The organism is Mycolicibacterium canariasense (assembly GCF_002101555.1).
Lineage (GTDB): Bacteria > Actinomycetota > Actinomycetes > Mycobacteriales > Mycobacteriaceae > Mycobacterium > Mycobacterium canariasense.
This window is the reverse complement of the sequence record NZ_LQOL01000091.1, coordinates 14122-30156: the sequence shown is the minus strand read 5'-3', so window position 1 is coordinate 30156 and position 16035 is coordinate 14122. Positions and strand designations below refer to the sequence as shown.

13 protein-coding genes are annotated in these 16035 nt (G+C 69.7%); 9 read left to right on the top strand and 4 right to left on the bottom strand.

The window, feature by feature from the left end:
• A partial coding sequence (locus AWB94_RS35350; RefSeq protein ID WP_165766698.1) for an HNH endonuclease signature motif containing protein occupies positions 1–654 on the top strand: 654 nt, incomplete at its 5' end.
• Between the two features lie 9 nt (positions 655–663).
• On the opposite strand, the gene AWB94_RS30360 is transcribed toward AWB94_RS35350, so the two are convergent.
• The 3 genes from AWB94_RS30360 to AWB94_RS30350 are packed head-to-tail and all read right to left on the bottom strand — an operon-like array spanning position 664 to position 4767.
• Positions 664–1854, bottom strand: a complete 1191-nt coding sequence (locus AWB94_RS30360; RefSeq protein ID WP_062655582.1) for an FAD-dependent monooxygenase — start codon at positions 1852–1854, stop codon at positions 664–666.
• Positions 1851–3050, bottom strand: coding sequence for a serine hydrolase domain-containing protein (locus AWB94_RS30355; RefSeq protein ID WP_062655581.1), 1200 nt, complete (start codon positions 3048–3050; stop codon positions 1851–1853). The genes AWB94_RS30360 and AWB94_RS30355 overlap by 4 nt, the downstream gene beginning before the upstream one ends.
• Before the next feature lie 46 nt (positions 3051–3096).
• Positions 3097–4767 carry an alpha-keto acid decarboxylase family protein gene (locus AWB94_RS30350; RefSeq protein ID WP_062655580.1) on the bottom strand — a complete coding sequence of 557 codons (1671 nt, stop codon included), beginning with the start codon at positions 4765–4767 and terminating at the stop codon, positions 3097–3099.
• Positions 4768–4826: 59 nt separating this feature from the next.
• Between AWB94_RS30350 and AWB94_RS30345 the strand changes: the two genes are divergently transcribed.
• The 8 genes from AWB94_RS30345 (at position 4827) to pyrF (ending at position 14871) form a co-directional block, all read left to right on the top strand.
• Positions 4827–6110 carry an MFS transporter gene (locus tag AWB94_RS30345; protein WP_084395042.1) on the top strand — a complete coding sequence of 428 codons (1284 nt, stop codon included), beginning with the start codon at positions 4827–4829 and terminating at the stop codon, positions 6108–6110.
• 68 nt (positions 6111–6178) lie between these two features.
• On the top strand, positions 6179–6760 hold the full coding sequence (pyrR, locus tag AWB94_RS30340; protein ID WP_062655578.1) for a bifunctional pyr operon transcriptional regulator/uracil phosphoribosyltransferase PyrR: 582 nt from the start codon (positions 6179–6181) through the stop codon (positions 6758–6760).
• Between the two features lie 97 nt (positions 6761–6857).
• The gene (locus AWB94_RS30335; RefSeq protein WP_062655577.1) at positions 6858–7814 is read left to right on the top strand and encodes an aspartate carbamoyltransferase catalytic subunit; all 957 of its coding nucleotides are present in this window, start codon (positions 6858–6860) and stop codon (positions 7812–7814) included.
• Positions 7811–9115: a dihydroorotase gene (locus AWB94_RS30330; protein WP_062655576.1), complete on the top strand. Its 1305-nt coding sequence runs from the start codon at positions 7811–7813 to the stop codon at positions 9113–9115. The genes AWB94_RS30335 and AWB94_RS30330 overlap by 4 nt, the downstream gene beginning before the upstream one ends.
• Entirely contained in the window at positions 9112–9615 is a 504-nt protein-coding gene (locus tag AWB94_RS30325) for a PH-like domain-containing protein (RefSeq protein WP_062655575.1), read from the top strand. The genes AWB94_RS30330 and AWB94_RS30325 overlap by 4 nt, the downstream gene beginning before the upstream one ends.
• On the top strand, positions 9591–10730 hold the full coding sequence (carA, locus tag AWB94_RS30320; protein WP_062655574.1) for a glutamine-hydrolyzing carbamoyl-phosphate synthase small subunit: 1140 nt from the start codon (positions 9591–9593) through the stop codon (positions 10728–10730). The genes AWB94_RS30325 and carA overlap by 25 nt, the downstream gene beginning before the upstream one ends.
• The gene (gene carB / locus AWB94_RS30315) at positions 10730–14074 is read left to right on the top strand and encodes a carbamoyl-phosphate synthase large subunit (protein WP_062655573.1); all 3345 of its coding nucleotides are present in this window, start codon (positions 10730–10732) and stop codon (positions 14072–14074) included. The genes carA and carB overlap by 1 nt, the downstream gene beginning before the upstream one ends.
• Positions 14071–14871: an orotidine-5'-phosphate decarboxylase gene (gene pyrF, locus AWB94_RS30310; RefSeq protein WP_062655572.1), complete on the top strand. Its 801-nt coding sequence runs from the start codon at positions 14071–14073 to the stop codon at positions 14869–14871. Before carB ends, pyrF begins: the two co-directional genes overlap by 4 nt.
• On the opposite strand, the gene AWB94_RS30305 is transcribed toward pyrF, so the two are convergent.
• A complete protein-coding gene (locus AWB94_RS30305; RefSeq protein WP_234811941.1) occupies positions 14859–15914 on the bottom strand; it encodes a DUF2330 domain-containing protein in 1056 nt (351 codons plus the stop codon). The two genes, pyrF and AWB94_RS30305, sit on opposite strands and share 13 nt — an antisense overlap.
• Between the last annotated feature and the right edge of the window lie 121 nt (positions 15915–16035).

The following is a 16035-nucleotide window of genomic DNA, read 5'->3' as shown; positions in this document are numbered from 1 at the left end:
GCGGCTGCACCTCGAGATCCCGAACTGCGCACCCATCCGCACCGCACCGGCGCGGCCGCGGCTACCGCCGCACCAGGAGTGCTGCTCGGTGGAGGCGTCCTGCCCGCCCCCATGCTGGCCGACCTCGTCACCGCCGGCGCCCGCATCAAAAGCTTGCCCACCCCCGCCGAGCTGCCCACCGAACCCGGCTACCGGCCCTCGGTAAGCCTGGCCACCTGGGTCCGCACCCGCGACCTCGTCTGCAGCTTCCCCGGCTGCACCCACTGCGCCCAGCGCTGCGATGTCGACCACGTCATCCCGTGGCCGGCGGGGGCCACCCACCCGGGCAACCTCTCGGCCAAATGCCGCACCCACCACCTGCTCAAGACCTTCGGCGGCTGGACCGACCGACAACACCCCGACGGCACCCACACCTGGACCGGCCCCACCGGTCACGCCTACACCACCGTGCCGCTGACTCGAATCCTGTTCCCCGACAGAGTCATCCACACTCCGGCACCACCTGCACAAGCGGTCACCACCACCAGCGACCGCCACCTGGCCATGCCGCGCCGCCGGCGCACCCGGGCCCAATCCCGCATGGCGCGGATCAACGCCGCCCGCCGCCTCAATCACCGGGCGATCGAAGAAAACGCCGAACCGCCGCCGTTCTGACGGCACCGATCACCGGCGAGGGTAGTGCGGGAGCGCGATGGCATCCGCGGTGGTGAACCACTTGCGCTCGGCGATGGGGCGGAACGGCCAGCGCTGCATCCACTTCATCACCTGCGCCGTCACGACGATATCGCCGTTGGTCTTCGGTAGGTAGCCGTCGATCCCGTTGGCCAGGGTCTGGCAGCGGTCGATGTACGGGCGCATCACCGCCTCATACCGGGTCAGTGCATCCGGAAGCGCTTCCGCGGCAAAGGTATCCGCGGGGCCGAGCTCGCCGGCCAGCACGTACGCCCCGACCAGGGCCAGGCTGGTGCCCATCCCGGACAGCGGAGACGCGCAGTATCCGGCGTCGCCGACCAGCGCGACATTGCCGCGGGTGAACGAATCCATGTGCACCTGCAGGAAGGCGTCGAAGTGGAAATCGTCGGCCTCGGCCGCGGCGGCCAGCAACTGCGGGCAGTGCCACCGCGCGCCGGCGAAATGCCGGCGCAGCAGCTCGATCTGGGCGTCCGTGTCACGGCGGTCGTAGTCGACCGGATCGGACCGGAACGCCAGGCCGGCCTTGGCCACTGCCGGGTCGTGCGACGGTCGCATCGACGCGTTCAAGCCGGGCTCCTGATACAGCAGGAACCAGCCGTCCAGCCCGGCGGTGTCCGGCGCGCTGAACCACGCGTTGTATCCGCCCAGCAGGGTGGTGAACTGTTCCTCGGGCCCGAACACCAGGCGCCGCACGGCCGAATGCGGTCCGTCGGCACCGACGATCAGGTCGGCGGAGACGGTGCTGCCGTCGCTGAGCGTGACGGTCGAACCGTCGATGGCGGTGATCCGGGTGTCGAACCGGTACTCGGTGCTCGTTTCGGTGGCCCGATACAGCACCTCGACCAGGTCTCCGCGCAGGATCTCCAGTTTCGACACCAGCCCGTTGCCGTGGAACGCCGTCACCGGCATCTCGGCCCGGCGCGAACCGTCGGCGCGCACCCAGGCCGCGCCGCGCTGGTCCAGCGCGGTGGCCGTCACCGCTTCCAGCAGGCCCATCTCGGCGGTCACGTCGTGGCCCGCGCCGCGCAGGTCGACGGTCTGCCCGCCGGACCGGATCCCGGGTGCCGTCTCCACCACCACGACCCGGTAACCGGTGCGGGACAGCCAGTGCGCCAGCGCGGGCCCGGCGATCCCCGCGCCACTGATCAGGACCGTCGTCACAACCCGAGTTCCTGGTAGGTCCGGCGGACGAATTTCGGTTGAGCCGATTGCAGTTTCGCGACCGACGTGTTGCCGCGGACGGCCGCGGCGTCGGCGCTCAGGTCGGGATAGTTCTGGATCAGGTACAGCAGGATCACGTCATTGGCCGGATCGGCCTGCCACCAGGTGCCGAACGCACCCGGCCAGCCGAAGGTGCCCAGCCCGCCCGGGCCGAAGAACTGCCGGGACTGGTCCGGGTCGGTCACCACCGACATGCTCAGGCCGAACCCGCGGCCGATCCAGAACGGGCCGCCGAGGAAGTTCTGCTGTTTCTGCTCGGCGGTCAGCCGGTCGGTGCGCATCAGCTGCACCGACTCCTGCGACAGCACCCGGACACCGTCGACGGCGCCGTCACCCAACAGCATCCGGGCGAACTGCAGGTAGTCGTCGGCCGTCGACATCAGGCCGGCCCCACCGGCGCAGAACTCGGGCGGGGTGAGCGCCGGCGGACCCATCACGTCGTCGCGGAGGCCCCCTTCTGTCAGGGCGTACATGGTGGCCATCCGGCGGCGCTGCACCAGCGTCAGCGCAAACCCGGTGTCGCGCATGCCCAGCGGCTCGAAGATCCGCTCGGAGAGCAGCTGATGCAACGGCTTACCGGTCATCCGGCCGATGGCGATGCCGAGCACGTCGGTGCCGTGACTGTAGGTGACCCGCTCGCCGGGTTGGTGGGCCAGCGGAAGCTGGGCCAGTTCGGCCAGCCAGCGGTCCTCGTTCTGCCGATGTGACAGCCGCGAATACGCGCGCGCCAGCGGGCCGGTCACCGAGAACGGGTAGGCGAGCCCGGATCGGTGTGTCATCAGGTCTTCGAAGGTGATGGGCCGGCGCAGCGGGACCGTGACGTCCACCGGTCCGTCCGGCCGGGCCAGCACCCGCACCCCGGCGAGTTCGGGTATCCACGGCGCGATCTCGTCGCGCAGCGTGAACGTGCCCTCGTCCACCAGCGTCATCGCGGCCGCCACGGTCACCGGCTTGCTCATCGACGCGATCCGGAACACGGTGTCGCGCTGCATCGGCAGGCCGGCCGCCACGTCACGGTGGCCCAGTTCGTTGACCTGAACCACCTCGCCGGCATGCCAGACCAGGGTGACCGCGCCGGCGAGCAACCCGGAGTCGATGGCCTCGGTGATCGAGGCGCGGTTCGCGTCGAGACTCATCCGCGACACGATACTGAGCCGTGGGCCGGTATCGCTGCCAACCTGGTCACCCCGCGGCGTTGGCGGCCGCCGCCGCCCGCGCCAGTTCGGCCAACAGCGGCGGCACGTCGGCTCGGTCGACGACCACCTCGATGACGGCCATCCGGTGCCGATTCTCGGCGGCGGCGGCCAGTGCGGCATCGAGTTCACCGACGGTGCAGGCGCGGGCGGTCAGGGCATCGGGCACACCGAGGGCTGCCGGAAGCTCCTGCCAGCGCCACGTGACAATGTCGTTGTAGTAGGCCGCGGGACCGTGAATGGCCCGCTCCACCGTGTAGCCGTCGTTGTTGACGACGATGATCACCGGGGCGATGCCCTCGCGCGCCATCACCCCGATCTCCTGCACCGTCAGTTGGGCGGCGCCATCGCCGATGAGCAGCACGATCCGTCGGTCCCGATGTGCCAGCGCGGCGCCGAGCGCGGCCGGCAGGGTGTAGCCGATCGACCCCCACAGCGGTTGCCCGACGAACGTCACCCCGGCGGGCAGGCGGTGTGCGGCCATCCCGTAGAACGACGTGCCCTGGTCGGCGAGCACCACATTGCCCGGGGTCAGCGCGTCAGAAACCCGGTCCCACAACATCTTCTGGGTCAACGCGGTATCGGGGGCCGGGGCGGCGTCGCGCACCGGCGCGGCGGGGTCCGGTAGGGCGGGGGAGGTGACGCCCCGATCGGTGAGGATGCCGGTCAGCGCCTCGAGCGCGGCGTCGATATCGATCGGGGCGAACACCTGCCCGGCGACGGTGGCCTGCACCGGCCCCACGTCGATGGTGCGGGCGGGGTCGATCTGCTGGGAGAAGAAACCGCTGACCATATCGGTGAACTGCACCCCGGCGGTCACCAACACCGGGGCCTCCTCGATGGCGCGGCGCACCGGCTCGGCGCTGGCCGCCCCGGCGTAGATGCCCAGGTAGTTGGGCGAGCTCTCGTCCAGCAGGCTCTTGCCCCACATCAGCGTCGCGTACGGCACGGTGTCGGCGGCCAGCAGGTCGGCCAGTTTGTCGACGACGCCGAGCCGGTGCACCAGCAGGTCGGCGAGCACGGTCACCTGGTGCTCGCCGATGAGTCGCCGGGCCGCGGCGGTGAACAGGGCCAGGGCCCGCGGGCTGGTGCCTGCGCCGTAGGACGGCAACGGCGCCGACGGCGGATCGACGGGAAAGCGGGCCACATCGGTGGCCAGCAGCAGATACCCGGGTCGCTTCTGTTCGCGCACCTCCGAGAGCACCCGGTCGATCTCCCGGGTGGCCGTTGCCGGAGTCAGACTGGCCTGGGCGCAGGTGATTTCCCGGGCCATCCGGAAGAAGTGCTCGAAATCGCCGTCGCCGAGGGAGTGGTGGACCACCCGGCGGGCGGCCTGGGCGTCCTTGGACGGTGCCCCCACGATGTGCACCACCGGCACATGCTCGGCGAAACTGCCGGCGACAGCGTTCGCCGCCGACAGTTCGCCGACGCCGAAAGTGGTGACCAGCGCGGCGATTCCCCGCAGACGGCCGTAGCCGTCGGCGGTGTAACCGGCGTTGAGCTCGTTGGCCCCGCCGACCCAGCGGATCGTGTCGTGTGCGAGCACGTGGTCCAGGAACTCCAGATTGAAATCGCCTGGTACCCCGAACACCTCGGTTGCGCCCAACTCGGCCAGCCGGTCCAGCAGATAATCGCCAACGGTGTAGTCGGTATCGGTCATCAGCCGAGCCTACGTGCGGGTGCATACTTCCTCGGGTGACCACAGCAGCACCGGCCCCGATGAAGAAAGTGGCCTTCGCCAGCTTCGTCGGCACCGCCATCGAGTTCTACGACTTCTACATCTACGGCACGGCCGCCGCGCTGGTGTTCCCGAAGATCTTCTTCCCCAACCTGAGTCCGACCATGGGCACCATTTCCTCGCTGGCCACCTTCGCGGCCGCGTTCCTGTCCCGCCCGGTGGGAGCGGCGGTGTTCGGGCATTTCGGGGATCGGTTGGGGCGGAAGAAGACCCTGATCGCCACCCTGCTGATCATGGGCATCTCCACCTTCGCCGTCGGGCTGGTACCCAGTGCGGCGTCGATCGGGGTGCTGGCGCCCGTCATCCTGCTCACCCTGCGGTTGTGTCAGGGCTTCGCCGTCGGCGGTGAGTGGGCGGGCTCGGCGCTGTTGTCCGCCGAATACGCCCCCAGCGAGCAGCGCGGCAAGTACGGCATGTTCACCCAGCTGGGTGCCGGTGCCGGATTGGCCACCAGCAACCTGGTGTTCCTGATCGCCAATGTGACCATCGGGGAGAAGAGCCCGGTGTTCCTGGAATGGGGCTGGCGGGTGCCGTTCCTGGTGAGCGGGCTGCTGGTGATCGTCGCGCTGTACGTGCGGCTGAGCATCGACGAGACCCCGGTGTTCACCGAGGAGCAGCGTCGCAACGCCGTGCCGCGGGCACCGCTGACCGAGCTGCTGCGCACCCAGACACCGCAGGTGCTGCTTGCCGCGGGCTGCATGGTCGGCATCTTCACCATGAGCTTCCTCGGCGGCACCTACCTGCTGAGCTACGCGGCCACCAAGATCGGCCATCCGCGCACCCTCATCCTGACCGTCGGGGTGCTGGCCGGTGTCGCGCTGATGACGTTCACCGCCATCTCGGCCGTGCTGTGCGACCGGTACGGTCGCCGCCGGATCATCCTGGCCGGGTTCGTCGTCGCGCTGCCGTGGGCCTTTCTGGTGATGCCGATGATCGACACGGGTTCGCCGTGGCTGTTCGCGCTGGCGATCGGTGGCATGTTCTGCATCTTCGGGACGTCCTACGGACCCATCGCCTCGTTCCTGCCCGAGATCTTCGCCACCCGCTACCGGTACACCGGTGCCGGGCTGGCCTTCAACCTGGCCGGCATCGTCGGCGGCGCGGTGCCGCCGCTGATCGCGGGGGTACTGGTCAGTGATTTCGGGAGCTGGTCGGTGGGGGCGTTGATGGCGATCTTCGTGGTGGCCAGCATCGCCTCGACGGTGGCGCTGCCCGAGACGAAGGGCACACCACTGGCCGACGACGCGGCCGAGGTGGCCTGCTAAGCTACCCGGCAGTTCGACGTCCTTTAACGATCCGTCCAGAGAGGCGGAGAAGGAGGTCCGGGTTAATCGTGGGCACCGCTGATGCCGCACACGCCGACCGGGAATTGATGTCCGCCGCCGATGTGAGCCGGACCGTTTCCCGCATCGCACACCAGATCATCGAAAAGACCGCGCTGGACGCGCCCGACGCGCCGCGCGTGGTGCTGCTCGGCATTCCCACCCGCGGTGTCCTGCTGGCCGATCGGCTGGCCGAGAAGGTCCGCGAGTTCGCGGGGGTCGAGCTGGCCCACGGTGCGCTGGACATCACGCTGTATCGCGACGACCTGAACATCAAACCGCCGCGGCCGCTCGAGGTCACCTCGATCCCGCCCGGCGGCATCGACGGTGCACTGGTGATCCTGGTCGACGACGTGCTCTATTCCGGCCGCTCGGTCCGCTCGGCCCTGGACGCGCTGCGCGATATTGGCCGGCCCCGCACCGTACAGCTGGCGGTACTGGTCGACCGTGGGCACCGGGAGCTGCCCATCCGGGCCGATTACGTCGGCAAGAACGTCCCGACGTCGCGCAGCGAGAACGTCAAGGTGCGCTTGCAGGAGAGCGACGGCTACGACGGTGTGAAGATCGCCCCCTACGGAGGACCGGCTCGCTGATGAGCGCTTGCGCGAAGAAGAGACAAACGCTGATGAGCGCTTGCGCGAAGAAGAGACAAACGCTGATGAGCGCTTGCGCGAAGAAGAGACAGACCAGATGAAACACCTTCTCTCGGCCGCTGACCTGTCCCGCGACGAGGCGACCGCGATCCTCGACGACGCCGACCGGTTCCGCGAGGCCCTGTTGGGCCGCGAGGTCAAGAAATTGCCGACGCTGCGCGGGCGCACCGTCATCACCATGTTCTACGAGAACTCCACCCGCACGCGGGTGTCCTTCGAGGTGGCCGGCAAATGGATGAGCGCCGACGTCATCAACGTCAGCGCCTCGGGCTCCTCGGTGGCCAAGGGCGAGTCACTGCGCGACACCGCCCTGACGCTGCGCGCCGCCGGCGCCGACGCGCTGATCATCCGGCACCCGGCTTCCGGTGCGGCACAACAACTCTCGAAGTGGACAGTGGAACCCGACGGGACCGGTCCGAGCGTCATCAACGCCGGGGACGGCACCCACCAACACCCCACCCAGGCGTTGTTGGACGCGCTCACCATCCGGCAGCGGCTCGGCTCGATCGAGGGCAGGCGGGTGGTGATCGTCGGTGACATCCTGCACAGCCGGGTCGCGCGATCCAACGTCGAACTGCTGGCCACCCTCGGTGCCGAGGTGGTCCTGGTCGCCCCGCCGACGCTGCTGCCGGTCGGGGTCGCGGACTGGCCGGTCAGCGTGTCGCACGAACTGGACGCCGAACTGCCCGCCGCGGATGCCGTGCTGATGCTGCGGGTGCAGGCCGAGCGGATGAACGGCGGCTTCTTCCCGTCGACCCGTGAATATTCGGTGCGCTACGGACTGTCCGAGAAGCGTCTGGCCAAGCTGGCCGAGGACACCGTGGTGCTGCACCCGGGCCCGATGCTGCGCGGCATGGAGATCGCGCACTCGGTGGCCGACGCGCCGCAATCGGCGGTGCTGCAACAGGTTTCCAATGGTGTCCACGTGCGGATGGCGGTGCTGTTCCACCTGCTGGTGGGGGCGGAATCCGACAAGGCAGAGGTGGTTTCGTGAGTGTCCTGATCAAGGGTGTGCGGCTCTACGGCGAGGGTGAGCCCGTCGACGTGCTGGTCTCCGACGGGCAGATCGCCCAGATCGGCACGGGCGCCACGGCAGACACCGTGATCGATGCCACCGGCCAGATCCTGCTGCCCGGTTTCGTCGACCTGCACACCCATCTGCGCGAACCCGGCCGGGAATACGCCGAGGATATCGAAACAGGCTCGGCCGCAGCCGCTTTGGGCGGGTACACGGCGGTGTTCGCGATGGCCAACACCGATCCGGTGGCCGACAGTGCGGTGGTCACCGACCATGTGTGGCACCGCGGGCAGCAGGTCGGCCTGGTCGACGTGCACCCGGTGGGTGCGGTGACCGTCGGGTTGGAGGGCAAGCAGCTCACCGAGATGGGCCTGATGGCCGCCGGGGTGGGCCAGGTACGGATGTTCTCCGATGACGGCATCTGCGTGCACGATCCGCTGGTGATGCGCCGCGCGCTGGAATACGCCAGCGGGCTCGGGGTGCTCATCGCCCAGCATGCCGAGGAGCCACGGCTGACCGTCGGTGCCGTCGCGCACGAGGGCCCCACCGCCGCGAAACTGGGACTGGCCGGCTGGCCACGCTCGGCCGAGGAGTCCATCGTCGCGCGCGACGCGATCCTGGCCCGCGACGCCGGCGCCCGGGTGCACATCTGCCATGCGTCCACCGCAGGCACCGTCGAACTACTGAAATGGGCCAAGGGGCAAGGTATTTCGATCACCGCCGAGGTGACCCCGCACCACCTGCTGCTCGACGACGCGGTGCTGGCCGACTACGACGGGCGCAACCGGGTGAACCCGCCGCTGCGCGAGGCCGGTGACGTGGCCGCGCTGCGCCAGGCGCTGGCCGACGGTGTCATCGACTGTGTGGCCACCGACCACGCGCCGCACGCCGAGCACGAGAAGTGCTGCGAGTTCTCGCATGCCCGGCCGGGCATGCTGGGACTGCAGACCGCGCTGTCGGTGGTGGTGCAGACGATGGTGCAGCCGGGCCTGTTGAGCTGGCGCGACATCGCCCGGGTGATGAGCGAGGCGCCGGCCTCCATCGTGGGGCTGCCCGACCAGGGCCGCCCGCTGGAGGTCGGCGAACCCGCCAACCTGACCGTCGTCGACCCGGACGCCACCTGGACCGTCAGCGGTCCCGCGCTGGCCAGCCGCTCGGACAACACCCCGTACGAGTCGATGACCCTGCCGGCGGCGGTGACGCTCACCCTGCTGCGCGGCAAGATCACCGCGCGGGACGGGGCGAGCGCAGTGACCGGGGGATCAGCGCCGTCGTGAACACTCCCACGCTGATCGCCTCGCTGATCATGGCCGCCGTGCTGGCGGTACTGATCGGTTTCCTGATCCGGCAGATGCTGCGCGGCTGGTTGCACCGCGCGCAGCGCCAGGCCGAGCTGATCGGGGCGCTGCCGTCGCTGCCGGATACCGTGGGGCCGACGCTGATCGGCCCGACCAAGGGGCTCTACGTCGGCAGCACCCTGGTGCCGGACTGGAACGACCGGATCGCCGCCGGGGCGCTGGGTTTCCGCGCCAAGGGTGCGTTGACCCGCTATCCCGAGGGAATCATGGTGCAGCGCAGCGGCACCGGGCCGATCTGGATTCCCGACGAATCGATCCTGGCCATCCGCACGGAGCGGGCCATCACGGGCAAGGCGCTCACCCACGACGGCATCCTGGCGATCCGCTGGCGACTGCCGTCGGGAACCGAGATCGATACCGGCTTCCGGGCCGACGACCGCAACGAGAACCTGAAATGGGTCAAGGAGGAAGCAGCGTGAGCAAAGCCCTGCTGGTACTGGAGGACGGCCGGGTGTTCACCGGTACCCCGTTCGGCGCGATCGGGCAGACCCTCGGCGAGGCGGTGTTCTCCACCGGGATGTCGGGCTATCAGGAAACCCTGACCGACCCGAGCTATCACCGCCAGATCGTGGTCGCCACCGCACCGCAGATCGGTAACACCGGCTGGAACGGCGAGGACGCCGAAAGCCACGGTGACAAGATCTGGGTCGCCGGCTACGCCGTCCGGGACCCGTCGCCACGGGCGTCGAGCTGGCGCGCGACCGGCACGCTGGAGGACGAGCTGGTGCGCCAGGGCATCGTCGGGATCGCCGGGATCGACACCCGCGCGGTGGTCCGCCACCTGCGCAGCGCCGGGTCGATGAAGGCCGGGGTGTTCTCCGGGGCCGCTTTGGCCGACACCGCCACGCTGGTGGACCGGGTGCGCAGCCAGCCGTCCATGCTGGGCGCCGACCTGGCCGGTGAGGTGTCCACCGAAACCCGCTACGTGGTCGAACCTTTCGGCCAGCAGCGGTTCACCGTGGCGGCCGTCGACCTCGGCATCAAGACCAACACCCCGCGCAACTTCGCCCGCCGCGGCGTGCGCAGCCACGTGCTGCCGTCCTCGACGAGCTTCGACGAGATCGCCGACCTCAAGCCCGACGGGGTGTTCCTGTCCAACGGGCCCGGCGACCCGGCCACCGCCGACCACATCGTCGGGGTCACCCGCCAGGTGCTCGAGGCCGGGATCCCGTTGTTCGGCATCTGTTTCGGCAACCAGATCCTGGGCCGGGCACTGGGCCGGTCCACCTACAAGATGACCTTCGGCCACCGCGGTATCAACATCCCGGTGATGGATCACGCCACCGGCCGGGTGGCGGTCACCGCGCAGAACCACGGCTTCGCCCTGGAGGGCGAGGCGGGCGAGGAGTTCGACACCCCGTTCGGCCGCGGCATCGTCAGCCACACCTGCGCCAACGACGGGGTGGTCGAGGGCATCAAACTGGTCGACGGGCGGGCGTTCTCGGTGCAGTACCACCCGGAGTCGGCCGCCGGCCCGCACGACGCGGAGTACCTGTTCGATCAATTCATCGACCTGATGGCAGGGGAGAAGTAATGCCACGCCGTTCCGACCTCAACCACGTCCTGGTGATCGGGTCCGGGCCGATCCTCATCGGCCAGGCCGCCGAGTTCGACTACTCGGGCACCCAGGCCTGCCGCGTGCTGCGCGCCGAGGGGTTGCAGGTCACCCTGATCAACTCCAACCCGGCGACCATCATGACCGACCCGGAGTACGCCGACCACACCTACGTCGAGCCGATCACCCCGGCGTTCGTGGAGAAGGTGATCGCCCAGCAGGCCGAGCGCGGCAACAAGATCGACGCCGTGCTGGCCACCCTGGGCGGGCAGACCGCGCTGAACACCGCCGTCGCGCTGTTCGAGAACGGTGTGCTGGAGCGCTACGGCGTCGAGATGATCGGCGCGGACTTCGACGCCATCCAGCGCGGTGAGGACCGGCAGAAGTTCAAGGACATCGTCGCCAAGGTCGGCGGTGAATCCGCCCGCAGCCGCGTGTGTTTCACCATGGACGAGGTCCGCGACACCGTGGCCGACCTCGGGCTTCCTGTCGTCGTTCGGCCCTCTTTCACGATGGGTGGGCTGGGCTCGGGCATGGCTTATTCGGCCGAGGACGTCGAACGGATGGCCGGCGACGGCCTGGCCGCCTCCCCGTCGGCCAATGTGCTGATCGAGGAATCGATCTACGGCTGGAAGGAATTCGAGCTCGAGCTGATGCGCGACCACCACGACAACGTGGTGGTGGTGTGCTCCATCGAGAACTTCGATCCGATGGGTGTGCACACCGGCGATTCGGTGACCGTCGCACCGGCGATGACGCTGACCGACCGCGAGTACCAGGTGATGCGCGATCTGGGCATCGCGATCCTGCGCGAGGTCGGCGTCGACACCGGCGGCTGCAACATCCAGTTCGCCATCAACCCGAAAGACGGCCGGCTCATCGTCATCGAGATGAACCCCCGGGTGTCGCGTTCCAGCGCGCTGGCGTCGAAGGCCACCGGCTTCCCGATCGCCAAGATCGCGGCCAAGCTGGCCATCGGCTACACCCTGGACGAGATCGTCAACGACATCACCAAGGAAACGCCGGCCTGTTTCGAGCCCACGCTGGACTATGTCGTGGTCAAGGCGCCCCGGTTCGCGTTCGAGAAGTTCCCCGGCGCCGACCCCACGCTGACCACCACCATGAAATCGGTGGGCGAGGCGATGTCGCTGGGCCGCAACTTCATCGAGGCACTCGGCAAGGTGATGCGCTCGCTGGAGACCAAGCGCGCCGGCTTCTGGACCAAACCGGACCGCGACGCCACCCTCGAGGAGCTGCTCGCCGATCTGCGGACGGCCACCGACGGGCGGATCTACGACATCGAGCAGGCGCTGCGCCTGGGCGGCACCGTCGAGCAGGTCGCCGAGGCCTCCGGGGTGGACCCCTGGTTCGTCGACCAGATCGCCACCCTGGTGGCGCTGCGCGCCGAACTGGCCGATGCGCCCGTGCTGGACGAGACGCTGTTGCGCCGGGCCAAGCACAGTGGTCTGTCCGACGGCCAGATCGCCGCGCTGCGACCGGAACTGGCCGGCGAGACCGGGGTGCGGGCGCTGCGTGAACGGCTCGGCATCCACCCGGTGTACAAGACGGTGGACACCTGCGCCGCCGAGTTCGAGGCCCGCACGCCGTACCACTACAGCAGCTATGAGCTGGACCCGGCGGCCGAGACCGAGGTCGCCCGGCAGGCCGCCAAGCCCAAGGTGCTGATCCTCGGGTCGGGCCCCAACCGGATCGGGCAGGGCATCGAATTCGACTACAGCTGCGTGCACGCCGCCACCACGCTGAGTGCGGCCGGTTTCGAGACCGTCATGGTCAACTGCAACCCCGAGACGGTGTCCACCGACTACGACACCGCCGACCGGCTGTACTTCGAACCGTTGACCTTCGAGGACGTCCTCGAGGTGTACTACGCCGAACAGGCCTCCGGCGCAGGGGGTCCCGGCGTGGTCGGGGTGATCGTGCAGCTGGGCGGCCAGACCCCGCTGGGACTGGCCGAACGGCTGGAGCGCGCCGGGGTGCCGATCGTGGGTACCAGCCCCAAAGCCATCGACCTGGCCGAGGACCGCGGCGAGTTCGGTGAGGTGCTGCGCAGTGCCGGGCTGCCGGCGCCACGGTTCGGCACCGCCACCAGCTTCGAGGCGGCCCGCCGGATCGCGGCCGACATCGGTTACCCGGTGCTGGTGCGGCCGTCCTACGTGCTGGGCGGGCGCGGCATGGAGATCGTCTACGACGAGGCGACGCTGGAGGGCTACATCGCCAGGGCCACCGAGCTGTCCCCGGAGCATCCGGTGCTGGTGGACCGGTTCCTGGAGGACGCCATCGAGATCGACGTCGACGCGCTGTGCGACGGCACCGAGGTGTACATCGGCGGGGTGATGGAACACATCGAGGAGGCCGGTATCCACTCCGGTGACTCGGCGTGCGCGCTGCCCCCGGTGACGTTGGGCCGTCAGGACATCGAGTCGGTGCGCCGCGCCACCGAGGCGATCGCGCACGGGATCGGCGTCGTCGGGCTGCTCAACGTGCAGTACGCGCTGAAGGACGATGTGCTCTACGTCCTGGAAGCCAACCCGAGAGCGAGCCGCACCGTTCCCTTCGTATCCAAGGCCACCGCGGTGCCGCTGGCCAAGGCGTGCGCGCGGATCATGCTCGGCGCGACCATCGCCCAGCTGCGGGAGGAGGGTGTGCTGGCCGCCGAGGGCGACGGCGCCCACGCGGCGCCGGACGCGCCGATCGCGGTGAAGGAAGCCGTGCTGCCGTTCCACCGGTTCCGCAAAGCCGATGGCTCCCAGGTGGATTCGCTGCTCGGCCCGGAGATGAAGTCCACCGGTGAGGTGATGGGCATCGACCGTGACTTCGGTACCGCCTTCGCCAAGAGCCAGACCGCCGCCTACGGGTCACTGCCGGCCTCGGGCACCGTGTTCGTGTCGGTGGCCAACCGGGACAAGCGCTCGCTGGTGTTCCCGGTGAAGCGCCTTGCCGATCTGGGATTCCGGGTGCTGGCCACCGAGGGCACCGCGGAGATGTTGCGCCGCAACGGTATTCCATGCGAAGTCGTGCGCAAGAATTTCGAGGAGCCGGGGGAGGGCCGGCCCGCGGTGTCCGCGGTGGACGCCATCCGGGCCGGGCAGGTGGACATGGTGATCAACACCCCGTACGGCAACTCCGGCCCGCGTATCGACGGCTACGAGATCCGGTCGGCCGCGGTGTCGGTGAACATCCCGTGCGTGACGACGGTGCAGGGCGCCTCGGCCGCGGTGCAGGGCATCGAGGCCGGCATCCGCGGTGATATCGGGGTGCGGTCGCTACAGGAGCTGCACAGCCAGTTGGGTGCGACCCCGTGAGCCCGTTCGGGACGCGGCTCGCCCAAGCCGTCGCGGCGCGGGGGCCGTTGTGCCCGGGCATCGATCCGCATCCCGAACTGCTCGCCGCGTGGGGGCTGCCGGTGTCGGTGGACGGTCTGCGCCGGTTCGCGGACATCTGTGTCGAGGCGTTCGGCGGGTTCGCGATCGTCAAACCGCAGGTAGCCTTCTTCGAAGCCTTTGGGGCGGGTGGGTTTTCGGCCCTGGAGGAGACCATTGCCGGGCTGCGCGCCGCCGGTGTACTGGTGCTCGCCGACGCCAAACGCGGTGACATCGGTTCCACGATGGCCGCGTACGCGCGGGCCTGGGTCGGCGACTCGCCGCTGGCGGCCGACGCCGTGACGGCCTCGCCGTATCTCGGTTTCGAATCGCTGCGCCCGCTGCTGGACACCGCCGCGGCCCACGGCAGGGGAGTGTTCGTGCTGGCCGCGACGTCCAACCCGGAGGGGGCCGGCGTGCAGTGCGCGACCGTGGCCGGGCGCACCGTCGCGCAGTCCATCGTCGACGCGGCCGGCGCCGAGAATCGGGTGACGGGCACCGGCTCGGTCGGGGTGGTGATCGGTGCGACGCTGACCGAGCTGCCCGACCTGAGCGCCTTCGAGGGTCCGGTGCTGGCGCCCGGGCTGGGTGCACAGGGCGGCCGTCCCGAGGATCTCGGCCGGCTCGGCGCCCGGGTGCTGCCCGCGGTGTCCCGAGAGGTGTTGCGCGCCGGACCGGATGTCGCGGCGCTGCGGGCCAGTGCCGAGCGGCTGCGCGACGCGGTGGCTTACCTGGCCTGACGGCGGCGCCGGAGGGTGACGATCACCGCCGCCGCGGCACCGACCAGGAGCCCACCCAGCAACACCGCCCCGGTGATGTCCCCATGGTTGCGGGTGCGCAAGATCACCTGCTGGTAGTCGGTGTCGGTTTCGGCACGGGCGAACAGGTAATCGCCGTCGATGTCCTGTGGGGCGTTCAGATGATTGGTCCAGCGGGTCAGGTAGCGCACGCCGTCCAGGTACGGCGCCAAGACCGCACTGTGCACCGGACCGGCGAACTGCAGCGTGGGCGCGTTGCCGGGGACGGGCACCCGGACGGGATCCATCCGGTGGGCGGCCAGCAGGTACAGGTCGACGGTCTGGGGGGCGGTGGCCGAGCGGGACAGCCGCATCGGGTACACCACCTCGTCGGCCTTGTCCGCGGCGAACGACAGCCGTAGCGGCTGCAGTGTCCCGGTCAGCGATGCGCCCGCGGCGCCGGGCACCAGCTGGATCGCGACGATCTCCCAGCCGTCGGCGACATACGGCGCCAGGTTCGCGTCCAGTCCGTCCGGGTGTGGGAAGCCCTTGTCGGCCAGCCAACCGGCCAGCGCGGCCGGATCGTCCCCGCGCAGCCGCGTCACGTCGAAAGGCCCGATGCGCTGGCTGGACAGCACCTGCACCCCGGCACCGGGAGCCGCCCCGGCCGTGTCGAAGGCCTCGCTCGAGCCCTGCTGCAGCCAGTCGAAGGTCGGCCACCAGCTGTCCCGGTATTCGACGCGTGGGGCGGTGAGCCGGGTCAGTTCGCCGAACACGGCGATGTCCCCGAGGCTGACCTGCGCGGCCGACGGCACCGGCATGACCCAGGCCGCCCGGTCCGAGCTGCCGGTGACACCCAGCGACATCAGGATGTCCTCCCGCAACCCGTCCCAGGTGACCAGCGCTCGCTCGTCGACCACGGCGGCCCCGGCGCGGTCGGGAATGTAGGCGCCGCAACCGCACGCCCATGCCGGTGCGGCGGTGTGGGCGACGAGTGCGGCCAGCAGCATCAGCACGGCACAAAACGACCGGTGAGCGACCCGCATCGGCATGAAGTTACCGGTCGTGCGGCCTCGTCACGACCGGATCGACCGGTCGCCGGGCCCGATCGGACGGCCCCGACACGCCGACGCGCCGTGACCAGCAAGAATTTCTTATCCGACCGCC